Here is a 24,023-nt window from a genome sequence, read left to right on the forward strand (position 1 = left end):
CATGGTAGTATAATTTATTTCCTAACGTGGTTTAGGGCAAAATTAATCATTTCTTGAGGGATGTTTTTTTTGGCAACCCTTGCAAGTCCCTTGAACTCGACGGTATTATTCACTTCGTGTATTACGAGCCCGCGTTTTTCGTCTTCCATTAGATCGATTCCTAAAATTCCTCCGCCGACTGCCCCTGACGCCTTGATGCAGATGTCTTCCATCTCCTTTGTGATCTCACATATTTCTGGATCGCCTCCAAGTGCGATATTTGTCTTAAAGTCGCCTTGCGACTTTCTGTACATTGCCGCAATTACTTGGTTCCCTACCGTTATTGCCCGGATGTCGCGGGGTGGGCGGTTTATCACTTCCTGTAAATAATAAATTCTGTCGTGCGAGCCGTCTGCAATGTCGCGCATTTCTATTATTGCCTCCGTCGTGTCTTTGTCTCGTAACGGCAAGATTCCCCTTCCCCAGCTTCCTATGACTGGCTTTATCACGATCGGGAAGCCGACTTTGTTGATTAGGTTGGCCGCCTCTTCTGACGAGAATGCAAAATAGGTCTTTGGTGTTGGGACTCCGTGTTTTTTTAATAATAGCGAGGTCACCAGCTTATTTCCGCACTTGTCTGCCACGTCGTATTTGTTGATTACTGGAACGTCTAGGAACTCTAGACATGCAGTAAAGTGCAAGCCTCTAAAATAGCTCACACACCTTTCTAGGACGACGTCGCCAAAATCAATATCTCCTTTTTTGCTCTCTGTACTGATTTGGCTAGTCTTTGCATCCACTACTATTGTATCGTGACCCATCTTTGATGCCTGCTCTTGAAGCATCTTCTCCTCCAGTCTGAGTCTATCAAATACGATACAAATCTTGGACAACTACTCTCCCCAGTCTTCTCCGACGCTTTCTGCTGGTTTTAGTTCCACGTTTGAGCCGTCTTTCTTTGCAATTTCAAAGTCGGCTCCGCATTCTGGACATGAGACTAACTCCCCTACAGCTGCATCGTCTGGGATGTTTATTTTTGCGTCACATTCTGAACAATTCATTATGATTTTTTTCACCTCTTGTTTAGTAATTTATTAGCTTCTGTTGTCTGCAATCCCCAGAGTTCAACAAAGCCTGTCGCCTTTCTTTGATCAAATGCCGATCCTTTTCCGTAGGTGGCGATGTCGTGACTGTATAGCGAATGCTTTGACTTTCGTCCAACTACGCGAAACGCGCCCTTGTACAGTTTGAGTCGAACCGTACCAGTTACGGTTTTCTGCGACTCGTCGATGAACTTGTCCAAGTCTCGCTTTAGCGGATCTTGCCAAAGCCCAGAGTATGCCAAAAATGCCCACTCTGAGTCAACCATCTCCTTGAACTTGGTCTCATGCTTTGTATGCACCATTTTTTCAAGGTCTGCATGTGCCTCTATGATGCACAACGCCGCTGGGGTCTCGTACACTTCGCGGGATTTTATTCCCACCACTCTGTCTTCTATGTGATCTATTATTCCAACTCCGTAATCTCCTGCAACTTTGTTTGTGTATTCGATTAGTTTGATCGGGTTCATTCTTTTTTTGTCAACTGCCACCGGGACTCCATTTTCAAATTCTATTTCCAAATATCTGGGCTTGTCAGGAAGATTCTTTGTCTTTACCCAGATGAATGCGTCATCTGGTGGCTCACTGTACGGGTCCTCAAGATGCCCTCCCTCGATTGCCCTGCCCCACAAGTTCTGATCAATGCTGAATTTCTTTGATACTGAGTCAATTGATATCCCATGCCTTTCTGCAAATGCAAGTTCTGTAGTTCTATCCAAATTTAGGTCGCGAATCGGCGCAATTATGGGCAAGTTGGAGCCTGAGCGCAGCGTTATGTCGAATCTGACTTGGTCGTTTCCTTTTCCAGTACACCCATGTGCTAATGCGTCGACTTTTTCCTTTTTTGCAATGTCTACTACTTTCTGCGCTATTAGCGGTCTTGCCAAGGCTGTTGCCAGGCAGTATTTTTTTTGATATAGCGCATTTGCTTTGATTGCCGGATGGATAAATTTTTGTACAAACTCTAATTTTGCATCTATGTTGTAATGTCGAAGAACGCCGAGCTTTTTTGCCTTTGCCGCAATTTTCTTTTGGTCGCTTCCCTCCCCAACGTCAACTGTGACTGTAATTACATCCATGTTGTGTTTTTCTTGTAAATATTTTATGACAACTGAAGTATCTAATCCGCCAGAAAAAGCAAGTACTGCTTTTTGTTTCATCGAGCTTTTTCGTGAAAATGCTTTGCATTTATCTTTTATGCTGATCCCGAAAAATTTTTCATTTTATGTTTTTGGAAAAAATCATCATGGCGAAAAATTGCAACTAGCTTCAGCTAAAATCCGATCACTATTTAACCAAAGTTTCATAACGCTGTTTTATGAAAATTCTCATCTATTTTGGCGTGGCAGCCGCGATAATTGCAATTACTGCAGTATCAATGAGTCTGGGGCAGCATGAATCAGAAGAGGACCAGGTCAGACTGGTATTTCTGGCAAATGTGAATCACGCAGTGCCCGTTGTGGGGCTGGAAAATGGCGAATTTGCAGAGAAATTGGGCAGTACTGCAATCAAAACGAGAATTGTAGACAGTGGCCCTGAGGTAATTGAGGCGCTTTTCACAAAGTCTGCTGATCTGGCATATTTGGGGCCCGCTCCATTTGTAATTGGATACGTAAAATCAAAGACTGATGATATCAAAATTCTAGCCGGCGCCACCAGTGGCGGGGCAAGCTTTGTCATACAAAAAGACTCTGCAATATCTGCTGCCGCTGACTTGGATGGGAAAAAGATTGCAGCGCCATTTATTGGAAATACTCAGGATGTCTCTCTTCGATACTACCTTGCAGAAAACAATCTGAAACCCAAGGAGAAGGGCGGCACAGTTACCGTGTACAACATTGCAAATCCTGAAATCTATACTTTGTTTGCAAAGGGCGATATAGATGCCGCATGGGCGCCTGAGCCAACTGCCACAATGCTAGTTGAGCAGCTTGGCGGAAAACGACTGTTCAAAGAAGAAGACACGTGGCCTGACAAGAAATTTGCCTCCGTGCTGCTAGTTGCAAGAACCGAGTTTTTGGAGAAGCATCCTGACTTGGTGGCAAAATGGATTGATGCTCACACAAATACCGTAAACTGGATTAACGAAAATCCTGGTGAGACTGAGTCTATATTTATCGACTTTTACAAAAAGCACACTGGAAAAAAACTATCTAAAGATATTGTCCATGGCGCATTTTCAAACATTGTGATTACATCGGATCCGATCCCGAACTCGATTAGCATATTTGCAGAACGGGCTAACGACCTTGGCTATCTTGGCCGTTCCGGATATGATCTGGATCATATTTACTATACTGATAACAAAACAAGGGTGGCATCATGGCAAAACTAGAAGCAAAAAACATTGTCAAGTACTTTGATCATGACGGGCAGCCGCTAAAGGCACTTGGCGGCATAAATCTCACCGTGGATGAGGGAGATTTCATTTGTTTGGTTGGGCCGTCTGGATGTGGCAAGTCCACATTTCTTAGGATAGTGGCAGGACTACAAAAGCCAGAAGAAGGGCAAATCCTACTTGATGGTCGCCCGATTATCAATACTGGGCCTGATAGAATTCTGGTGTTCCAAGAAGGTGCGTTATTTCCGTGGCTCAAGGTGCAAGACAACGTGGAATTCGGATTAAAAATTGCAGGCATTCCAGACTCTGAGCGGCATGAAATCTCCAAGCGCTACTTGGAGATGATGGATTTGACAAAATTTGCAAATTCGTATACGTATCAACTGTCTACTGGGATGAGGCAAAGGGTGGCAATTGCCAGGGCGCTAGTCATGGATCCGGAAGTATTGTTAATGGATGAGCCGTTTGCAGCGCTGGACGCACAGACTCGTGATACCCTTCTAGTTGAAATGCAGATGATCTGGCAAAAAACAAAAAAGACGATAATATTTGTGACTCATTCTGTCTCGGAAGCGACTGTTCTTGGAAACAAAATTGCAGTGTTTACTCACCGACCGTCAACGATTAAAAAAATTTTTAGCATAGAAAACAAAAGACCGCGCCTTTCAGAAGATGAAACCCTGATGAAATACCAGCAGGAAATACTTGCCGAACTGCGACCCGAAGTAAAATCAAAAGGAGACGGGGAATGAAGGCAAATATCCTGGCAAAGAAAATTGCGTTTTTTGTCGGAATTGTTCTTGTATGGCAGGCACTTGATTCTGCAAACGTGTGGTCAGACAAGGTCTTTCCATCACCACTTGAGGTTGGCGAGAGTCTGTGGTATGGCGCATCTGATGGGACTCTGTTCTTTGGAATAGGAACTAGCCTCTGGAGGTTGGCAATTGGCCTTGTACTTGCAATAGTGGGCGGAATCACACTTGGCGTGTTTATGGCAAGAGTGGAAACTGTAAACCAAACAATCGGCTCTATAATTTTGGGGCTGCAGTCGATTCCGTCAGTTGCGTGGAGCCCCCTGGCAATAGTTTGGTTTGGACTGACAGATGCTGGGATAATTTTTGTTACGGTGGCAGGTGCAATATTTGCAGTCACCATAAACACGTACACTGGTGTGAAAAACATCAATCCTGACTATATCGCAGCGGCACAAAACATGGGTGCAAAGGGTGGCCAACTAATAACAAAGGTGCTGATTCCTGCTGCATTTCCGTACATGATTTCTGGATTCAAGCAGGGTTGGGCATTTGCATGGAGGGGCGTGATCGGCGCAGAACTGCTGTTCTCGTTTTTAGGACTCGGATTTTTGCTAAATGTTGGCCGACAGCTCAGTGATGTCTCGCAGGTAATAGCGATGATGCTAGTCATAATGATTATTGGCATTGTAATTGATGGGCTTATCTTCAAAAAACTAGAAGACAAAGTCATGTCACGATGGGGCTTGCGTTAGTCGCTTCTGGGCCTCTTCAAAGGTGCAAGGCTTCCAATCCCTGCATAAGGAAGCATTGTTTTCAATGAGCTCCTCGATGCTGATGTATCCCCACTCTGCAAACAGATCATCGTTTAGATTGGCATAGCCGTAGGCAATGTTTTCACTCCTGTCTAGTTCTGCTATTAGCCAGTAGAATCCTATTTGTGGTATTTCCCACTTTTGATAGATTATTTTCTTTTCAGCTGGAATGTCTTCTGTTTCGTATATCTTGGGAATGTCTTCTTTCTTTTCACATTCTGTTTTTTTGTCAACTCTCTCCATGTATCTACATTGAAAAGAAGCAATTCGTCTTAAGGGGCCAAAGACGTAGCGGCAAAGCATGTAGTAGAATTAATTTTTAATCTTTAAAGAAATCAAAAACGCAACAATACAAATTCCGACTGCAAAATACATCACAGAGACATTGTTATAGTAAAACGCGAGTGCGCCTGCAATGACTGGTCCGATCACATTTGCTATGGCTATTGTGGAATTGAAAATTCCAGTGGATGTGGATTTTGGGTTGTTTTCCATTAGGTGAATGCTCCCACCAATGTACAAAAATGCCCATGTGACGCCTACTAATGCCATGGATGGAATTGCCATCCACCAGCTAGTCATTAATGCCATCCCTAAAAATACGAACACTGTAAGGCCTACTCCTATTTTGAATTTGGTTGTGTTTTTTGTTTTTATTTTTGAGGCCATCAAATTCATTAAAACGAACGCTGTTGCAGTATTTGCTACGTACACCAATGATACCTCATATAGCTTGGCGTGAAAAGTTTCAGTCAAAACAAGCGGCAGGATGGTCCAAACTGATGTTGCACCGATGTGTCTGAGAAGTAAAGACAAAAACAGGTGCTTGTTTTTTGCAATGACTGCCATCGTCGTTCCTTTCCCCGTTTCTCTTGGCATGGTGTAGTTTGGAAGTCTTGATGACAGCGCAAGTCCTACCAAAAAGAAACCGGCACTTATGAGAAATATTGTCTTCTCATTGTTTGCAATTCCAGCAGCAACTATTCCTGCAAGCCACCCAAGTGCATGAAACGATATGATTGATGCAACCTTTGCCTTGTCTTTGCCTGACTCGTATGTGTATGCAAGCATTGCTGGAACGATCATTCCGCTTGCTATTCCTGCTCCCAGTCGCGCTAAAAGTAAGTAAAACGAATTGTCTGCAAAATAATGTAGCCCAAAGGCAATGGCCGAGCCGATAAATCCGATCTGGATGAAAATCAGTCTTTTTCCACGTTTGTCTGAAATTCTTCCAAAATACAAACTGGACATGATCTGTGCAAAGAAAAACGTGGCAACTGTAATTCCTACCTCAAAGACGGAACTTGTGAGGTTCTTTGCTAGAATTGGCATGAAAACATAAACGATGGATATTCCGGCATGCTCGAAAAACGTGGCCCCTCGGACTAGGTTGCTGATTCCAATTTTTTGCATCATGAAAGTTGTCTCACACGTGCTAAAATGTGGAATAATTTATGTCAAGATTTTGTATGCTTAGGTAGTTATTGTCAAGTTGGGGGCAACTGTTGCCAAAACTCGACTTCCCCTGAGAGCTTCTTTGGAAAAGAAAATGGCAATCTCCAGTTTAGTGCCTGCCAGGCTCACTTTGATCTCCTTGATAGTCGACTTGAATCTTGCTTTTTCGCTTTTTTCTGAACTGTCGCTGATCTCTGTGATCAAACCCTCTTTTAGCAAGCTGTTGAAAACTCTGTACCCGCTGCTTGTTGGCAGGCTTGATTTTCTTAATATCTCCGGGAGAGTCAGCGCAGTCTCAGTAGCTACTGAGAGAATTGCTTTTTTATCATTATCTCCATATGTGCTTAGGATAAAGTTTGCAAGCGTTTCGTCTCTGACCTCAATAAAACTTGATTTTTGTTTTTTGTTTGATTTTTGTTTTTTAACAGTGCACACACTTTCAAATAGGTTTTTCAGAACTCCTTTCGAGGCGTTTCCAAAAAACTCGCTTAATACTTTTTCAAAGATGTCGAATTGTTGCAATGATTGTTGCAATGAGAGCCCGTATCTTTCAAACAACCTGTCTTTAATTTTCCTACGTACCGCCGTTCCAAAATGATCGTCTAGGTGGTTTTCAAAATATTGCGCTAAAAGTACATCAATTCCTAACATGTATTGGACACCAATAGGTATAATGGCTTGCATTTCTGCAATGCATGTTTTTCAATAGTGATCTCAGTTGTATGCGTATCCGATTTTAAATTAAAGCTAATTGAATGGATTGTTTTTTCATACACAGCGCCTTTGTGGTTTCCCTTTCCATTCTTTACGTCCCTGTCAAAACCTGAAAACAAAATTAGCCCTTGTTCAACAAGTGCATCTACCTTCCTATATACTGACGACTGGGGAAGTTTTGATCTTTTTACAATTTCCGTTATTGTCATGGGCGTTCTCAGGTTGTAAAGAATAACTCGGTTGTCTTTGTCTAGGTACGCGTCAATAATTTTATTTGTTAATTCAGCGTCATTAATCCTAATTGTAATCGAGTTGTCCTCTTTTTTTATGACGGAAAGTACTTTTTCTGTGCGTGATTTCTCGCCTAGTTCTGCGAATAATAGAAAAGCCCGTTTTTGTATTTCGCGCATTCCTTGGGATTGCACAGTTTCTATTGTGCATCGTAATTATTTAATAATTTCTCAAATTTAGGAAATTTATAAGATCAGAAAAGTCTTTTATGTGAGTGATTGGCAAATGACAATGTTTGTCGCGATTTGCTATCTGAAGATAAATTTAATGATGATGACGAAGTTCATGTCATTTACAAGTTTAAGGGCACTCATAAGGCCCATAAGATCAGATGCACCTACCTTCAATACAAAAATCTAAAGAGCATTCCGTCTGTGGAGTGTTGCAGGATTCTTAAAAAATAATCTCTACGTCAAATAGGTGCTGAACTGGGTCAAACTTTCTGGCACTTGTGATCTGGTGACTGTTTTCTTATGTTATAGCACCAAGGCCGCCGTGATGGCGCAACCCAGCCCAGCAAGTATGTATGGCATCATGGGTGTAGTGGTACAAACATAGGTTTCTTTTGCGTCTGAGGAAAATTCCTGTGTGTCTGGATCATGCCTGAACTGAAACTTTCGTTTTCCATTGACTGTGATCTCTGCAGGAAATGTAAAGTTTTCATTTTCCATTTTTTTGTGTATTGTGAAATAAGCTAAAATTTTCTTGTACGCCGGTTCGTCAAACTCTGAAAAAAAATTCTTTGATTTTATGTTGATTTTCAGATTAAGAATAACTGTGATCATGACGCAAAGTACGGATGCAAACATGATGGTCAATATTGGAATTACAACGCCGTCAAATTTTGGCAAAATGACCGAAAGGGACAACAAGCCAAAAAAATCACCTGTGGCATATCCAATTCCGTTAAATTTCATAATCCATCCTGCAAACGCAATTCCGATGCCTGACATCATGCCAATTATGTTTAGAGGACCGATTAATTCCTGAATGCTTGTTTCAAACACGAAAATGAAAACTGCCGATATTGCTATAAAAGAGCCAAGGCCAAAGACCCATACTCTGTCATCAACATACCTCGTTTTTACATCCCAGTATGTGGCAACCGACATCATTCCAATTGTAATTGCCACTCTAATGATTTCGAATTCATTCATTGCATTACCTTGCTTGTGTGAAGTCTGGCGTAGCACTCCAAATCTTTGATAAAGTTCTCTCTTGCGATTGAGTCACTGTCCTCGATGTCTGTTATTTTGGATTTTATCTCTACAACCCACTTGTTCAGCGATGTCAGTTCGGCATCGTAATTTTCCAACATTTTCATTTTTTCAGGAAAAATCCTAATTGTGTTCTTGTGATGACGATAGGTTAGCCCCATTTCGCGTAAATTACGGATTAATTTGGACGTAGAGTGCGAATATTTTACAATATCTGCAAAGTACGCCACCGCAAAATATCCTACAAATCCGTTATTCTCTAGATTTTTTTGAATGACATATGCTTGTGATAAAAGGCATAACGATGATACTGATATGCCGATCTTTGCCGCAACATAATGCCAACGTCCAACATCTGTCAACTTCAAAAGGCCGTCAGTAAATTGGATTAAATTTTTAGCTTGCAGATCGCAGATTGTGACCCTTATGACATTGAGACTCTTGTTCATCTGTAAGATTTTTTCGACTAGTTGTTTTTGTTCGCATGGAGCAGAATAAAGCGCCTTACAAATCAAGTGGGCGGTACTATTTGTTTCCAAACAACGGTTTTTGAAAAAAAGAGAAGAGATTTCTTTTTTTGATTTTTCAGAAAGATCCATCTCAAATGCGGTTCGAACTAAGAACTAGTATTCTCAGGCTTTCTTTTACTTCTAATTCTTTGGCAAGTTTTGCAAGTTTTGTAATCTGTGCTGACTTTGTTATCATTTTGGCACGAATCTCTGCTCCGTTTTGCATATCGAGAAATTCCGTATGTTCGGGTAGCATAAAGCAGGATTTTTTCCCGGACTCTCCTTGGATTACGATAACTCCGTTTTTTTCATCTATGGGTGAGACTGTATTTTTCTTCATGTCTAGCCTAAATCTTTTTCTTGCTGATTTCTTTTTTATTTCCTCAAGTTTTTCGTTGAAAATATTTCTCTGCTCTCTTGGTAGTTTTGCTACAATGTTTTTTAATGATTCTAATTCTTTTACTATTTCATCTCCTACTGCTATGTCAAGTATTGTTTGGTGAGGCACATTTCCAAGAATTTTTTTGATATTTTCTTTTTCATTAGTTGAATATTTTGTTACAACTGAATATGGCCTGTTTTCCTGTTTTTTCGATGATTTAGTTTCTTCTTCAATGTTGTCTATTTCTTCAATAAAACTCACCGGTTCCCTCTGAGGTTTGTCATATAGTGGCTCAAAGAGTCCTTCCAAATACTTGTGGGTTGGAAATGAGAATTTCTTACCTGATAACTGCTTGAGGGATACCTCTAGCATGTCGACTGCTTTCACATGCTTGCTTTTTGATTGGATTTTACATATGGTTTCTAAGACATATGGAGGCATTGTGACCTCTGTCAGTGTTTTGGCCAGTTCGTTTTGAATGGATTGAAGCCTTTCATGTGCATCGTTTGCCAGGTTTCTGCAATTTTCTAACATTCTCACATACGATTCTGACAGCCAACACATTTTCGAAATCTCACTAATGCTCATGCCGTCAAAAAATCTTGCAAGTTCAATGATTTTGAGCGGATTCAGTGGGCTAGTCTGATTTAATCTGACATGAAGTGCAACCACTTCTTCAAGTGAATCTGCCTGATAGAAGTTTGCCTTGAATTCTTTCACGGCTGCATTCTTTAGGCCTAATACTCGTGCTCCTCCATCTGCTACGTATTTTTTATTGTTAAAAAGAGCCACACTAAGTGCAGGTATTGCCTCTGGATTGAATTTTGCAGTTTTAGTAATGGAGTCGATCTTTTTTGCAGTGTGAATAGTTATTTGAACTGGGCATGGGTGTAACTCTGATATCTGCACAATTTGCTGAGGTATTGACAGATTTGACATCAATTTATCCGCATCCCCCAGTCTCTTCTTTTTTTATTTTTTTGATGCCGATATTGTTTTCATTAGAAAGAACAAGTTTTCTGATTTTTACGAATTCTTTACTTTCACGAGACGCCATGTTGTAGACAAATCTTGAAACAGTGTGACAATTTTCTAACGGCGTCTTGTTTTTTAATGTGCTTAATCCCATGATCATATTTCTAACTTCCTCGCGTTTTTGTTGAGGGACTTTATTGGAGTATATGTTGAGATAATAATTCAGATAGTTGTCTCCGTCACATTTTATTTTCAATTTTTCTTTGGCAGTAATTTTTACTAATGAAAAAACCTTGAACATTGTTGGTGTTCGACTAAGAGAAAACGCAAATTTTATTGATTTTTGAATCTCTGTATCGCTTTTTGGAATTGAATGCCTCCTACACGCAACAAACAACGCAAAGGACGCCTTTTCTGCCGTGGAGAAATTTGTATTTTTATCGAGTTTTGAATACATATTCCAAGCATCGAGGGAAACATGACGTGGCAGTTTGAGTTTACTGCATGCATTTGAGAAGCTGGACAAGGCTACTTTTTGCTCGTGAATTCTCATTGTGGCCTCAATTTTTACAGGCTTGCAACCCGGCTGAATCTCTTGAAATAGATTGGCGGTACTATCAACACTTGTCTCTGGAACGTCATCCATTCCTAAAACCACCCCACATGCCTTGCAAACAATTTCTTCTGACTCTGTAACTATCTGATCTTCGGATCTGTGCTTACATGTGATTCTTGGAATTTTTTTTGTTTCGTCTAATGCTGATTTGGGGATTTTTTGAAATGATGAGCATACATTTGATGTGGATTCATAGAATGCAAAACTCATGATCTTCCTCTGCACTTAAGACCGATTTTTTGACATCTATGATCACTTGAAAATTTAGTTGATGGTAATCTCTTTGTCATGTCTTTGCATATTTCAGCTTTAAACTATATAATAATTGATAAATTTCTTCGTTTTGAGAAATTAATGATCTACTGAGAACTTGAATTTGATTCAAGTTGTTTTTGGAATTTCGATTAATTTAGTTGGCGTCTTTTTTTGGCCCATTAATTTAATTTTTATCGAAATCAAATTCGTAATCGGAGGTTAAACTATTATTGGTTGTCTTTTTCATATGTGATCTTCTAAAAACTAGTCTGTCAAAATTATTAATTTTTAAAATACTGAAAAATCTCTGCATGTACCACCGCAAACTGATTCCTTTTTTCCAAATTAATTTAAAATACATCATACTTGATACCCCAAATCCGAATACTGTCATCAAAAACAAATAGTCGTCATGTAGGATAGCTCTTGCCCTTACATCGTCATATGCAATAAAAGAAACATTCTCAGTGTGGTATGGAATGCCTTCCCAATGATCAAAGACCTCTCTGACCAGAAATGAAAGTTTGTCCTTTGGGGGAACTGATAGGTTCACCACCTGCCCATACGTGTAAAATCCGCCCCCGAGTGCATTTTCTACGTCAATTTTTATCATTCTATCATATTTTGCAATTATCTGGGCGTCCCTGTTGAGGTATATGTTGCTGATTCTGCCGTCTGGAAATTCTTGATCCTCAAAGACTACGTTATTCAGTTTGTATCCGTGATTGCCGATGACTACATTGGGTGGGAATTGGGATCTTAGAAACTGTGATTTGAATTCTCCTTGATATGGCGTAACAATGTTTTTTGAGACATTACCAATCTCGATATGCTTTTCAATGTTTAGCTCTTTTCCATCACTCCCAATTGCTTTAAATCCAATATTGACAATTTTTTCGGCGTGTACTGAAAAGATACTCTTTGATGGCGTGTAGCCTTTTTTAAACGCAGTAAATGTGATGCCCAAATGCCCTTCTTCGTCTGGAGTTATGGCATAAGTGAGTTCATCAATTTTTTTATATGGAAACGGGGATTCAATTTGAACATCAATGTCTTTCACATCACTTGTAATACGAAGCTCAAACTCCTTACCAATCCTGTTGGTAACCCCAGAAGGAATGATTGAAAAATCAAGATTATTTGCAAAAGCTTCGATATTGATATTTGATGCTCCGATCTTTGAGATTGCAGCTATTTTTTCAGTTCCAGCATTATTGATTTCCAAATATTTGCCATTTATTGTAATACCTGGCGTTGCAGAAATGTTGGTGAAGTTTATTTTTCTAAGGGGGACACCAAATGAGTCTATTTCGTGAACTGTGAAAGGAATTTTTTCAGTGATGTGTGCCTTGGTTGGTGCGTCAATTGATACGGATGCTGCAATTCCATTGGGAGTGATAACATGTTCTACTGGTGAAAGCGTTGCAGAAGAAAAAATAGTCGGTGATGCCTCAACGATGTTTCCAGAATAAATTGCCGAATTCTGAGACGTGATAGTTATTTTTTCATTGTGTGATCTACTGGATACTGAAATTTCAACTGGCCCTGCAAACGTTTTTTGAGCATCAATCAAGGCGCCGAAATTATCTATGATTGATACCATGGCCAACGCTTGAGTGCTCCCTGGCAATGTGGGGATGGGTGTTGTTTTTAGTTGGTAAAGATCATGATAGGATGACATGATGTTGATTCTTGATTGATATCTCTCTAAACCTGGGCCTGATGCAGAGACTGTGTACTCTCCCTGACTTTTTCCAACTACATCAAACAACAATGCGTGATTGTGACCAACTCCCCTCTGTAGCAAAACTTCTTTTGATTCTGATAGTTTCAACATATTTGGATGCTGCAGATCGCCCGACGAAGTAAGAGATATGGTTCTTCCGTCCAAAGGAACTGGTACAATTCTATTCACAGTGCTTGAGATTGAAACACTCGTACTGTTTGTATCTGCATGGGTGCTGGTGTTTTTAGTGGAATTCATATTGTATAGCGCAATAACGCCATATCCGTCAGAATCAGTTATTGTGGGATAGAGCCAGATGAAAGCAACATTTGGCGTACGTTTTTCAATCTCCTTTAATTTCTCCTCTTTGTCTGATTCTATTGGCTGAAAATTTTTGTCAATTGTGACAGGTCCGACAACTACGCTAGTTTGCGTGGATCCAAACGCATCAACGTTTGCAGTAATGACTGCGCTCCCACTATTCCCTGAAATCACATGACCGCTGCCGACTCCATCAGTCAAGGAAATTTGTAAAATAGAGTCTGAATATTGTTTTACATCAGAACGTGCTGTAAATCTGATGGAATCCAAGTTGTTTGATGAAAGAAAGGCATGAACCACGTATGGGGGTTTGTACGGTTTTCCATCCTTTTCAAGCCAGACAAAAAAGTAGGCTTTGGAATCTTCCAAAATTATGTTTGGAGCAACCGCGATTCTAACTGTGACAACATCTTGTGTTTTTACTATTTCATGTTCGCCAATTTTTAGGCCTTCTGCATTTGCAAATATTTTTCCAGAGCCTTTGATTTTTGCAGAAAATTTTGACAAATGGCTTCCAGATTTGATCAGTAGGCTGTCTTCATTTACTTGAATTAATGGGGTTGAGTTTAGGTTAACTTTGGTATCTTTGGAAACAGGCGCAGGCGAACCTTTACTGTCTGTTGCTATGACATAACCTAGCATGTTTTCGGCCTTTGTTGTGTTTACAGGAAGAATTATTCTTAGACCTTCAGGTACTCTACTAGATGAATAAACGTTAATGGATTTTTGAATGATCTGCCCGTTTGTAGCTGCAAAAATTGTGACTGCTCCCTCCTTTATTGCCTTGATTGGAAATATTCCATGATTAGAGTAAGGCAAAATGGTTATACTTTCAGGAATTTTTATTATGGTTGGGTCATTTGTTGAGAGCATCATCGTTTGACCGTATTTTGCACCTGCGTCAAGAATCACCACGCCCTCATAATTTTCTCCCGCAACAATGTTTGATGGTGCCCAGAGATTCACACTATCCATTTCTGCAAAAGCATATCCAAAACAAGATGTAGCTAATCCTGTCAAACTCAGTCTGACTAGCAGTTGTATTGTTTGCGATTCTATCACAAATTGAAAAACTAGTTAAAATTTAAGGAGCGAGTTTTTTTATCTAATCGCTAATTGATGTGTAATTATCTGATGTTTATCAATCGAAGGCGCTAGCGCCGATAAATATCATATTTATCAAATAGTCAGATCCAGCGATTCTCTTAATCCTTTGTATCTGTTTCGTATTGTTACTTCAGTTACGCCGGAAGCTATTGAAATTTCTCTTTGTGACACTTTGACATCGTATTTCAAACATGCTATGTATAGCGCAGCAGCTGCAAGTCCCATTGGATCCTTTCCAGCTGTTATTTCCATATTGTTTGCATTCGTTAAAATTTCAAGAGCACGCCGTCGTGTTTTTTCGTCCAATCCAACTTTGCTTGCTATTTTAGACACACAGTTTATCGAGTCCACTACTGGCATCTTCAAATCCAATTCGTTGACAAGCATGCGGTATCCTTTCGAAATGTCTTTTCTTTTTATATTAAGTGCGTCTGATACATCGTTTAACGTCCTTGGAGTTCCCGTGTCTCTACATGCTGCATATGCTGCAGCTCCAAGAACTCCTTGAATGGATCTGCCCCTGACTAATCCTTTTCCAACTGCCTTTCGATAAATATGGGCCGTTTTCTCAATTACTGTATCTGATAATGTGAGTTTGTCCTTTAATTTGTCTAGTTCAAGAAATGCCAATCTGAGATTTCTATCTATGTGCTCACGCGTCTGACTTCTACTGTCCCAAATTCGAAGTCTTCTTATGTTGTTTTTCATGGATACTGAAAGCGATTTACCCGATGCGTCTTTGCCCATCTTGCCAATTATTGTGGCCAGCCCTCTGTCGTGTATTGCAAGTGAATTCGGTGCACCTGTTCTGTTTCTGTCATCTTGACTGTCTACAAACAAACTACGCGCGGATCTAGATTCCTCAATGCGTTCAACAATGACGTTACCGCAGCTTTGGCAACATCTCTCGCCTGTGGCAACATCTGTTAACACTAGTCCTTTACACCGTTTACAACTATCATCAATGTTCAAAGCTTGCATAATCATAATTTTGAATATCTAATTTTATTTATTTGAATTATTTTTCCTTCTCAGTTCCCATCAAAGTCAGAGTAGAGCGAATTCTGTCAATTACCCTAATTTTTGATGTTATGATGTCTTTTATCATATCTGTAGTTGGTGCCTCAATTTTTGTTATTATGTCGTATGCGCCGAATACTCCCCGAGTCTCTATTCTGTTAATGGCTTTTAGCTGTGAAAACACTTTATCTTGTGAACCCAGATCGCAATTTATCAAAACATATGCTGTTGTCATTACTTGACCAACTGTAAGTATTTGATAGTTAGTTTTTCCCCAATCTTTTCTTTACAAACACAATATTTCATGCTCTCATATGCTTGTTTACATATATATAGTGATGCTTTAAAAAAATGCTAATTTATTAGATTTTTCAATAAATAAGCTCACATTTGTATAATTGAATGCGTTTTTAGCTAAAATATACAAAACACCCGTTCTTCAATTTGCTAAACTATGAAATCTTGACGATATCTCACATTTCTGGAATTGTATTGAATTCTATTGCGAATTAGTAACTTGTGCTTACTGCAAAATTAAACATTATCTGACCTTTGGGTTGGACAATAAAAGAAAGATGAATTTTCAAAATTAAGTTCAGTTGTCTTTTCTCTCTTTTATGTGGCTTTTTTCATGATTGCTTAGTTCGCTGTATGTTTGCATGTCTCCTTCCCAATGAAAATCACATTTTGGGCAATTCCACTTCATTTAGTGTCTGCCTGTTTGAATTCTTCCTTTACTGATTCTTTGAATGAGTCTACGTTGGCAGACACCTTTTTCTGTTCACGTTTCAGTTTTGCTAGTATTTTTCTTAACATGCATAGTTAGACTGTAGCTGACATATAAAGGGAAGAATTCTCAAGATTACACAAAATCTCAGTCAAAATCAAGATATCTTGTTGACATACAAAATTTACATCGCATGTCTACCTGCTGTCTTGTAATGCGTTATCACATGGCAATGACAAATTACGCATGTTCTCATAGTGCACCCTCAAAAAATCCATGATCTTTCTGTCTTCGCTCTTGTCAATTGGCGCTCCGTTTGCAATGATGCTGAGATACTTTAGATCAGATTCGATTCTGGAAAGACATTTTTTCACTAAATCATACTGACCTTGGCGCATACACTCAATAATTTTACTCTCATCATTGATTATCTCGACTTGAAGTGTTTTGATATCTTGACGTACATCTCGCCTCATCTAGTGATATTTGGGCAAATTACAACATAACCTTGATCTAATTGTTGTTGTATGATTGTCTAAAAACTATGGTAAAAAACAAACATTTGTTCGATCTCGTTCTGCTAATCTCTACCAATCACTCCTATCAATTCTTAAGAAAATCACCCTTGGAAGTAGTGCATTTTGGTCCTATTGTAACCTGAAATTGAATTTAGCTCTAAATTTCGTATAAACATAGAATAATTATAGCGCGTAAAAAACTACAAAAATTATGGGAGATGGAATAGGAGGTCCAGTAATTGGGTGCCTTTCTGGAGATACTTTTGAAATGTCCGTGACTCATTATAGAAAAGACAACAAGGCACAATATGGAAAAACTGAACGCATTACGATTGCAAAAGTGGACAATCCTGATAATCCGGAGTATGAAGAAAGATCAATTGATGATTTGAATCGTACACTGAAAGGTAAATTTGTAACATGCAATGTGCAGTATAGGGACCAAAAAACAGACCGGTTAGTATGTAATGTATTTGTCCAAAAACCCCCTGAAGGGTTCTAGTGGAATTAAATCTCTACGCGTAAATTTGCAGATTTGTGAAACTAGTAGTCGATTTTCTTAATTCTTACATTGCTTCCATGCGATTCAAGAAAGTGTCCAAGAAAATTCTTTAACTGTTCTTCTATTCTGTATCCGATTGCGCCTTCCATCATGCCTGATTTTTCGATCACATCTAGCATTTCGGGGCTTATCTGAATATTGAAAAAAGTCCAACCTGCAGATCTGGATGGTGCGCCTATCTCGTATCCGTTTCTTACATTACATTTGCTTTCCAAATCGATCATGGCTTTCTTAATTAATTCAATTTCCTCATCATATCTTCTAGTGCTTAGCTGAAATAACGGCCTCATCTTTATTGTGTGGCAATAACTTACATTATAATCAGAGGATCAAATTCTGCGCCTGACAGGATGAAACAATCTTAAGGTTTTTGTATGTAGTTGTTGCTGGAGGATTGAACAAGCATTTGTCCTTTGTAAATAACGTTGTAAAAAAAGATAAAACAATCATAATGTTTATCTTCTCTGTATTTCTGACTGGTTTTTTCGTACCTATGTCTAGTTTTGCGTCCGAACTAGAAACAAACTCGTATGGACTGTTTAATGACACTGATACTACGACGCCTAGCGATTCTGACAGCGACGGGATTGCTGATGTATCTGATAGTTGCCCTACACAGCCTGAGACAATGAATGGGTTTGAGGACACTGATGGCTGCCCCGACACTGTCCCACCAGTGGATTCTGACAGCGACGGGATTGTTAATAGCGCCGACAACTGCCCCACACAGCCTGAAACCATGAATGGGTTTGAGGACACTGATGGCTGCCCCGACGTCCCACCAATCAAAGATACTGACAACGACGGAATCGTGGACTTTATGGACAACTGCCCTACGCAGCCTGAAACCATGAATGGGTTTGAGGACACTGATGGCTGCCCCGACGTCCCACCAATCAAAGATACTGACAACGACGGAATCGTGGACTTTATGGACAACTGCCCCACACAACGTGAAACCATGAATGGGTTTGAGGACACTGATGGCTGCCCCGATGTACCTACTGTAAAAGATACTGACGAGGATGGAATACTAAATAGTGATGACTTGTGCCCGCGGGAATCTGAGACTATCAATAATTATCAGGATTTAGACGGCTGCCCGGATACTGTAGCTACTGCTGATTATGATGATGACGGTATTATCAATACTATGGACAAATGTCAATTTGAAGCAGAAACCCTAAATGGATATAAAGACACTGATGGCTGCCCCGACATTCCTCAAACAAATTCCAACGATGATGAGATTCCAGCGCCTGATAAATGCCCTGTAGGTCAAACAAACATTGATGGTAAATGCGTAATTGCCTCTTCAGAAGACCCTGTATCTAATGTTGTCCCGTGGACGGCAGTGATTGCTGCTGCGATTACCGCTGCCGGAGGTATTGCCGCTGCAAAATTTAGAAAGCACACCTAGTGACAAACCATACCAATTGTTTAAAAACACAATATCGGTAAACAATCTAAGATGAGTAATTCTGAACATGATTCTAAAATAGAGCAAGTTGCCAAATTGATCGTTCAAGATAACTTTCCTCTAGATGAACAAGACCCACAAAAACTTCAAAAATATCATGATTTTGTAAAGACAAAGTTTCACATGGAAGGCGACTCTGCAATAGAACTGGTTAATGAAGCATTCTTGTATCTAAAATTAATAAATGCAAAAGATGTGGATCCGCTACAAGACGGTGATAAATTTGGGGCCGGTTTCAGCTAAGTGCTGATTTCCCAAGTTTCACTAATACAAAAAATACATAATATAAGAAAAGAAAATTAAAAAGGGCAAAATGGTTTATGGTTGAAAATAATTATGATATTTTAGGCGTAAAATACGGTGCGTCTGAGGGGGAAATCAGGGCGGCATTTAGAAAACTGGTCCTGGATCATCACTCTGACAGGGGAGGCGATGAAGAAAAAGTCAAAAAAATAATTCAGGCCTATGAGGACCTCAAAATGGGAAAAACACACCCTGATACACAAGATGAGCGACTAAAGAAATCACGCGTTTATTCTGGCGATTCTGATGAGGAAAGAAGAAAACGAAACTTGGTTCTTTCAGGAGATGTTGCACGTGAAATGAAAATTGCAGAGCAATGGGCAGCGTTACTGAACCGCTCCGACCAAACGGGCTCTAAGCTCTTTGGCTCAAAAGAATTAGGGGAAATCGAATTTGAACGAAAAAAGACAGGCGAGCTTTTCATAAAAGGCAGATTCTGGGCAGGACACTTTACTTATGATGGGTCAATTGTGATGGCCGGCAGTATAACCAATCCTTATTTTTCTCAAGATGCTGACAACAAGACACACATTACAGTAAAAAATGGAAATTTCACGTTACTTGATCCGTTGCAAAACAATTTCCAAATCGAACATGGGGCAAAAATTGTGGCGGAAAATGGCGACATTATTGTTGGAAACATAATTGGGATAAAAGAAACACTTCAGGATCCTGAAGGTAGGGTTGGTCTCTATGTTACAAAAGAGCATTTCACAGAACTTAGCGCACCAAAAGGCAAAATCATTGCAGGTACTGCAAGGGAGACCGTGTTCTTAGACGGGGACACTGTAGTAGTACATAATCTTATAAACAATGTAAAGGTGAGGGGAAGAATCATCTCTATTTTTGGCAGTACGGTGAACTATAATGTGGAAATCGAAGTTAGAGATGGCGGCGCAATAACCTTTCATGACGAGGGATCAGGTTTTGCATTAAGTGATGACGCAATAATTAAACTCGAAAATGGAAAACGCTTCAAGCTGCATGACCTAAAAACATCAAACATGGTGGGTCATGGACGGGAAATAACATATGATTATCTTGACGGCATCGGAAAAAAACCCGAAAAGAGAAGCAGATACAATTTTGGCTTTTTCAAAAAATAGAGAACCACTTGAAAATTAACATTGGCTGTACTGGTTGGGGTTATGGTGGCTGGATTGGCTCTTTTTATCCAAAAAACATGCCTGCATCTTGCTTTCTTAGGCATTATTCGTCAATTTTTGATATTACTGAGATAAATTCCACATTTTATAGAATTCCTGACAAATCCATAACAAGAAAATGGTATTCTGAAACACCGCCGCACTTTAGATTTACAGCCAAGTTGCCAAAAATCATAACACATGAAAATAAACTTCAAAATGCATCCGTGCATCTGGAGCAGTTTTTAGAATCGATGAAACCGCTAGGCTCTAAGATGTCCTTTGCTGTAATGCAACTGCCACCATCATTGTCATTTGATGACGCAAAACCAAGACTTGAAGTATTAAAGTCGTTTCCCTCAAATTACATAATTGAAGGAAGACATGAAAGCTGGTTCTCAGACGCTGCTACGAAATATCTTTCTGATAATAAAACCTGTCTTGTGTGGAATGACGTGCCTGGAGTAAAAAATCCGTTTCCAATAACATCTGACTTTGTATATGTGAGAATAATTGGCGATAGATCAATTCCTGAAAAAGATTTTGGCAAAATAATGCGAGATAGGACAAATGATCTAAGAGTTTGGGCAGACCGATTGAATAATGTCATAAACCAAATTTCGTTTGGAATGGTAATGGCAAACAATCACTATGAGGGATTTGGACCATCTACTGCAAACAAACTACGGGTATTGCTTGGGTTGGAAGAACTTGTGTGGTCTGATAAGAAGCAAAAGACCATTGCTGATTTTTAGTTGTGTTACGAACAAAAATTAACGAATGTATGATTTTAATTTTAAATTCTAACAAACGTTCATGTTGCACGTGATCACCTTTATTCACTAGATTGACTTTCTACGTTCTAGGGTAGTATCAAGTAAGAAAGCACTGATGCGCTCTAACCGGATCGGTGAGCAACGAACAACAGTTCGACAGCGTTTACTTGCAATACTATCCTTGTTAATTGTTGTTGATCCTCAATTTTACAACTGTATGGTGCTGTCTGTTACTTTGAATGATTTCTATACGTTTGTTTATTTATTTAGATTTTAACTAAACAGTTTTAAGTATTAAAAACAAAATACATTATATTTATTTGCTACGTACTGTAATGGTTGAAAAGTGCAATCATTTCTGCAGAATTAGATCCTTTCGGTGATGCAAAATGATTACTAAATACGAAGTCTATCGCATGGCAAAAATTGGTTGTGTTGCTGGACTGGTAGGTGGATTTGCACTTTTCAGCTCGTTTTTCTGGATAGATAGCGAAGTTGGTGTCCCGTTTGGCACCTTCTACAAGATGGTTGGAATGGCAGTGGGACTGCATGGCTTGTACGCCATTGCATTTGGGTTCATTGCGCACATGCTTGTTGCATCTCTGATAGGTGCGACATTTTGCATTTGTTCTATCATGCATAAAATGTTGCACATATCTAGCGTGCCAAAGGGAATAGTTGCCGGCGCAGTAACTGGAATCGAAGTATATGCGATATTCTTCATGCCAATTACCATCTATGTCATGATGCCGATGATCGCAGATCATGCGTCAGGACTTTATGCGGTAACAGAAGGTGATATGCAAATCGCAAGGACTCTTGTTCAGGCCTCTGACAAAATACTTTGGGGTTCGCTGGTATTGCATGTGTTGTTTGGTGCCGTAATGGGTCTGTTCAGCTCAATGATGCTATATGAGGATTACAACATGAAACAAAAAGAAAAAAAAGAGAAAAAGCCAAACTGGCAAAAGTTTGAGAGTGAGAACTGGCCATCCACATGACCAAATTCTACTCCGACCTTCCTTTTTCAATGGTGGTCAAAATTGGTACTGTTTCAGGACTGGTAGGTGGATTTGCAATTTTCCTTAGCATCTTTATGATAGATCTTGGCCTTAATGCTGGTCAAGGTGCCTTCTACAAGGTGGTTGGTCTACCTTTAGGGATAACTGGGATATCTGCAACCCTGGTAGGAATGATTTCTCATATGCTGACTGCCGCACTAGTGGGGGCAGTTTTTGGCATGTGCTCTGGGCTGCATCAAAAACTACGCATAATCTCACTTGGGCGTGGCATGATTGCAGGAATAACGACTGGGGTTGTAGTATTTTTCGCATTTTTTATACCTATTAGCAGCATTCTAATGATTCCGACAATTCAATCAAGTAATGCCATGCTTATCGGTGACGTGGGTAATCTATTGTCAAATACTAATTTCATAATGCTTGGTGCACTTGAACTTCACGTGGTGTATGGAATTGCCATGGGTGGATTTTTTGCAATTGCGATACAGTACGAATCCAAAAAACAAAAAATACTAAAGGCAAGTGTGTGATGTGCTAAAAACCATTACTATTTCAATAATGATTGGGACTTTTCTTATTGGCACCTATTATGTTCTTGCAGCGTCATATTTGCCTCCAGTTAAGGAAGATAAGCTAGTATCTGCATTAGACAAAATGAAAACCGATCTTACGTATGAGAAATTCGTTTCAATGAGCAAAGATGAAAGAACCTCTCTGGTTGATCAGATGCCGTCTGGCACAGTTCGAATGTTACTGACAGAAGCACAGAATCATCCAAGTTATGTCTCTGAGAATACTGACGAGATAAAACTGAAATCCGGCTCAAATGATATTAGATTTACAAAACTAACACAGCTGACTGGTGTCAAGGGGTATGATGCAGGTGGAACTGCATCTATTGTTTATGCTGGAGATATGGTGTTTTTAAGGCTTGAAGATTTTTCTGTCACAAGTGGAATTGACCAACACCTGTATCTGACAAAAGATGGAACAATTGCAAGTGGGATTGATTTGGGGCCAATCAAGGCATCGATAGGAAATCAAAACTACGACGTAACTGGAATAGATGTCGATGCATACAATGTACTGATAATTTACAGCGATACGTTTGATACCTATTATGCTTACACAAAGTTTTTGAAAGCAGAGTGATCGCTCGTCAGATGTGATTCAGTGATGATTCTCACGCTTAATTTTCTGATTATTTTTTAGTTATTCCATAAAACCGTCTGATTCTTATCACGCTGTGAGGAAAAAAAGACTGTCAGGCGATGAAGAAGAGTTAGAGACATGACAAAATATGATTGTAATTCAGTGACTCTGAGTCCTGACGTTTGTTTAGGGTCAATTGGAACCAATTTGGACATGATTTGGTAAAATGGTTTTAATTAATTGATCTAAATTCAGTTCATGAACAAAAAATTAGTCATTGGGGCTGTCTTGGCATTTTTGATTCCGGCAATTGTTTATGCCTCGTCGCCGCTTTTTTTCGACACAACCATTGATGAGGAAATACCGTCGGCCAAAATCAACGCGTTACAAACACAAGATGCAGAAACAGTACAACCAGTCGAACTGGCATTGGGAATCTTCGTAGGCGTAGGTGATGGGATCCACAATGCTGAGGGAACTGCCAAAGTACTGTCAATAGACGACGCTCAATTCCTGAGACTGGAGGATTTCAAGGCAACAAATGGACCTGACCTACACGTGTATCTGGCAACCGATGACAAAGCAACTAACTATGTAGACCTGGGCTCACTAAAGGCAAACGTTGGAAACCAAAACTACCGCATTCCTGAGGGAACCGATCTGTCAAAATATGATACTGCCTTGGTGTGGTGCAAGCAGTTTTCCGTGTTGTTTGGCCATGCGAATCTTTCTTAATTTTTTCATGTATGATCAAAGAATCATA

28 protein-coding genes are annotated in these 24,023 nt (G+C 39.7%); 12 read left to right on the forward strand and 16 right to left on the reverse strand.

Annotated features, from left to right (window positions below; translation table 11 throughout):
- Window positions 1-14: 14 nt before the first annotated feature.
- From lysX to NKMY2_RS05320, 3 genes are read right to left on the reverse strand one after another with little or no spacing between them, the layout of a single operon-like run.
- Entirely contained in the window at window positions 15-872 is an 858-nt protein-coding gene (gene lysX / locus NKMY2_RS05310) for a lysine biosynthesis protein LysX (RefSeq protein ID WP_042685566.1), read from the reverse strand.
- Window positions 873-1,040 carry an alpha-aminoadipate/glutamate carrier protein LysW gene (lysW/argW, locus tag NKMY2_RS05315; protein WP_042685907.1) on the reverse strand — a complete coding sequence of 56 codons (168 nt, stop codon included), beginning with the start codon at window positions 1,038-1,040 and terminating at the stop codon, window positions 873-875.
- Window positions 1,041-1,051: 11 nt separating this feature from the next.
- Entirely contained in the window at window positions 1,052-2,239 is a 1,188-nt protein-coding gene (locus tag NKMY2_RS05320) for an argininosuccinate synthase (protein ID WP_042685568.1), read from the reverse strand.
- 158 nt (window positions 2,240-2,397) lie between these two features.
- Between NKMY2_RS05320 and NKMY2_RS05325 the strand changes: the two genes are divergently transcribed.
- The 3 genes from NKMY2_RS05325 to NKMY2_RS05335 are packed head-to-tail and all read left to right on the forward strand — an operon-like array spanning window position 2,398 to window position 4,927.
- Complete coding sequence (locus NKMY2_RS05325) at window positions 2,398-3,414, forward strand: ABC transporter substrate-binding protein (protein WP_042685570.1); 1,017 nt, start codon at window positions 2,398-2,400, stop codon at window positions 3,412-3,414.
- Window positions 3,402-4,172 carry an ABC transporter ATP-binding protein gene (locus tag NKMY2_RS05330; RefSeq protein WP_042685572.1) on the forward strand — a complete coding sequence of 257 codons (771 nt, stop codon included), beginning with the start codon at window positions 3,402-3,404 and terminating at the stop codon, window positions 4,170-4,172. Before NKMY2_RS05325 ends, NKMY2_RS05330 begins: the two co-directional genes overlap by 13 nt.
- Window positions 4,169-4,927, forward strand: a complete 759-nt coding sequence (locus NKMY2_RS05335) for an ABC transporter permease (RefSeq protein ID WP_042685575.1) — start codon at window positions 4,169-4,171, stop codon at window positions 4,925-4,927. The genes NKMY2_RS05330 and NKMY2_RS05335 overlap by 4 nt, the downstream gene beginning before the upstream one ends.
- Here NKMY2_RS05335 and NKMY2_RS10240 read toward each other — a convergent pair.
- The 12 genes from NKMY2_RS10240 to NKMY2_RS05395 all read right to left on the reverse strand — a co-directional run bounded on the left by NKMY2_RS10240 (window position 4,907) and on the right by NKMY2_RS05395 (window position 16,778).
- Window positions 4,907-5,230, reverse strand: a complete 324-nt coding sequence (locus NKMY2_RS10240; RefSeq protein WP_052347531.1) for a hypothetical protein — start codon at window positions 5,228-5,230, stop codon at window positions 4,907-4,909. The genes NKMY2_RS05335 and NKMY2_RS10240 overlap by 21 nt on opposite strands.
- A gap of 69 nt (window positions 5,231-5,299) precedes the next feature.
- The gene (locus NKMY2_RS05345; RefSeq protein ID WP_042685913.1) at window positions 5,300-6,400 is read right to left on the reverse strand and encodes an MFS transporter; all 1,101 of its coding nucleotides are present in this window, start codon (window positions 6,398-6,400) and stop codon (window positions 5,300-5,302) included.
- Window positions 6,401-6,460: 60 nt separating this feature from the next.
- Complete coding sequence (locus tag NKMY2_RS05350; RefSeq protein WP_042685578.1) at window positions 6,461-7,093, reverse strand: hypothetical protein; 633 nt, start codon at window positions 7,091-7,093, stop codon at window positions 6,461-6,463.
- Window positions 7,087-7,581, reverse strand: coding sequence for a helix-turn-helix domain-containing protein (locus tag NKMY2_RS05355; protein WP_042685585.1), 495 nt, complete (start codon window positions 7,579-7,581; stop codon window positions 7,087-7,089). The genes NKMY2_RS05350 and NKMY2_RS05355 overlap by 7 nt, the downstream gene beginning before the upstream one ends.
- Window positions 7,582-7,923: 342 nt before the next feature.
- Window positions 7,924-8,604, reverse strand: coding sequence for a prepilin peptidase (locus NKMY2_RS05360; RefSeq protein WP_042685588.1), 681 nt, complete (start codon window positions 8,602-8,604; stop codon window positions 7,924-7,926).
- Entirely contained in the window at window positions 8,601-9,032 is a 432-nt protein-coding gene (locus tag NKMY2_RS05365; RefSeq protein ID WP_157832456.1) for a hypothetical protein, read from the reverse strand. Before NKMY2_RS05365 ends, NKMY2_RS05360 begins: the two co-directional genes overlap by 4 nt.
- A 232-nt stretch (window positions 9,033-9,264) precedes the next feature.
- Complete coding sequence (locus tag NKMY2_RS05370) at window positions 9,265-10,494, reverse strand: hypothetical protein (protein ID WP_157832457.1); 1,230 nt, start codon at window positions 10,492-10,494, stop codon at window positions 9,265-9,267.
- 4 nt (window positions 10,495-10,498) lie between these two features.
- Window positions 10,499-11,356: a cyclin family protein gene (locus tag NKMY2_RS05375; protein WP_157832458.1), complete on the reverse strand. Its 858-nt coding sequence runs from the start codon at window positions 11,354-11,356 to the stop codon at window positions 10,499-10,501.
- A 229-nt stretch (window positions 11,357-11,585) separates the two neighbouring features.
- Window positions 11,586-14,510, reverse strand: a complete 2,925-nt coding sequence (locus NKMY2_RS05380) for a hypothetical protein (RefSeq protein WP_042685601.1) — start codon at window positions 14,508-14,510, stop codon at window positions 11,586-11,588.
- A 117-nt stretch (window positions 14,511-14,627) separates the two neighbouring features.
- Entirely contained in the window at window positions 14,628-15,542 is a 915-nt protein-coding gene (locus NKMY2_RS05385; protein WP_042685604.1) for a transcription initiation factor IIB, read from the reverse strand.
- 31 nt (window positions 15,543-15,573) lie between these two features.
- Window positions 15,574-15,810, reverse strand: a complete 237-nt coding sequence (locus NKMY2_RS05390) for an Lrp/AsnC ligand binding domain-containing protein (protein WP_042685606.1) — start codon at window positions 15,808-15,810, stop codon at window positions 15,574-15,576.
- A 689-nt stretch (window positions 15,811-16,499) separates the two neighbouring features.
- Window positions 16,500-16,778, reverse strand: a complete 279-nt coding sequence (locus tag NKMY2_RS05395; RefSeq protein WP_042685608.1) for a hypothetical protein — start codon at window positions 16,776-16,778, stop codon at window positions 16,500-16,502.
- 253 nt (window positions 16,779-17,031) lie between these two features.
- Here NKMY2_RS05395 and NKMY2_RS05400 point away from each other — a divergent pair, with 253 nt between their 5' ends.
- On the forward strand, window positions 17,032-17,322 hold the full coding sequence (locus NKMY2_RS05400; RefSeq protein WP_042685610.1) for a hypothetical protein: 291 nt from the start codon (window positions 17,032-17,034) through the stop codon (window positions 17,320-17,322).
- A 41-nt stretch (window positions 17,323-17,363) separates the two neighbouring features.
- On the opposite strand, the gene NKMY2_RS05405 is transcribed toward NKMY2_RS05400, so the two are convergent.
- Window positions 17,364-17,672 (reverse strand): hypothetical protein, encoded by a 309-nt coding sequence (locus NKMY2_RS05405; RefSeq protein WP_042685612.1) that lies wholly within the window; start codon window positions 17,670-17,672, stop codon window positions 17,364-17,366.
- 116 nt (window positions 17,673-17,788) lie between these two features.
- Between NKMY2_RS05405 and NKMY2_RS10245 the strand changes: the two genes are divergently transcribed.
- The 8 genes from NKMY2_RS10245 to NKMY2_RS05445 all read left to right on the forward strand — a co-directional run bounded on the left by NKMY2_RS10245 (window position 17,789) and on the right by NKMY2_RS05445 (window position 23,995).
- Window positions 17,789-18,802: a thrombospondin type 3 repeat-containing protein gene (locus NKMY2_RS10245; protein WP_157832459.1), complete on the forward strand. Its 1,014-nt coding sequence runs from the start codon at window positions 17,789-17,791 to the stop codon at window positions 18,800-18,802.
- Between the two features lie 51 nt (window positions 18,803-18,853).
- Window positions 18,854-19,105 carry a hypothetical protein gene (locus NKMY2_RS05415; RefSeq protein WP_042685614.1) on the forward strand — a complete coding sequence of 84 codons (252 nt, stop codon included), beginning with the start codon at window positions 18,854-18,856 and terminating at the stop codon, window positions 19,103-19,105.
- Window positions 19,106-19,182: 77 nt separating this feature from the next.
- Window positions 19,183-20,271, forward strand: a complete 1,089-nt coding sequence (locus tag NKMY2_RS05420) for a J domain-containing protein (RefSeq protein ID WP_042685618.1) — start codon at window positions 19,183-19,185, stop codon at window positions 20,269-20,271.
- An 8-nt stretch (window positions 20,272-20,279) separates the two neighbouring features.
- The gene (locus tag NKMY2_RS05425) at window positions 20,280-21,065 is read left to right on the forward strand and encodes a DUF72 domain-containing protein (RefSeq protein ID WP_042685619.1); all 786 of its coding nucleotides are present in this window, start codon (window positions 20,280-20,282) and stop codon (window positions 21,063-21,065) included.
- A gap of 410 nt (window positions 21,066-21,475) precedes the next feature.
- Window positions 21,476-22,087, forward strand: coding sequence for a hypothetical protein (locus NKMY2_RS05430; RefSeq protein ID WP_042685622.1), 612 nt, complete (start codon window positions 21,476-21,478; stop codon window positions 22,085-22,087).
- Window positions 22,084-22,638 carry a hypothetical protein gene (locus tag NKMY2_RS05435; protein ID WP_042685624.1) on the forward strand — a complete coding sequence of 185 codons (555 nt, stop codon included), beginning with the start codon at window positions 22,084-22,086 and terminating at the stop codon, window positions 22,636-22,638. Before NKMY2_RS05430 ends, NKMY2_RS05435 begins: the two co-directional genes overlap by 4 nt.
- Window position 22,639: 1 nt before the next feature.
- Window positions 22,640-23,260 (forward strand): DM13 domain-containing protein, encoded by a 621-nt coding sequence (locus NKMY2_RS10250; RefSeq protein WP_052347533.1) that lies wholly within the window; start codon window positions 22,640-22,642, stop codon window positions 23,258-23,260.
- Between the two features lie 258 nt (window positions 23,261-23,518).
- Window positions 23,519-23,995 carry a DM13 domain-containing protein gene (locus NKMY2_RS05445; protein WP_042685629.1) on the forward strand — a complete coding sequence of 159 codons (477 nt, stop codon included), beginning with the start codon at window positions 23,519-23,521 and terminating at the stop codon, window positions 23,993-23,995.
- Window positions 23,996-24,023 lie beyond the last annotated feature (28 nt).

The sequence above is a fragment of the Candidatus Nitrosotenuis chungbukensis genome, from assembly GCF_000685395.1.
Taxonomy (GTDB): Archaea; Thermoproteota; Nitrososphaeria; order Nitrososphaerales; family Nitrosopumilaceae; genus Nitrosotenuis; species Nitrosotenuis chungbukensis.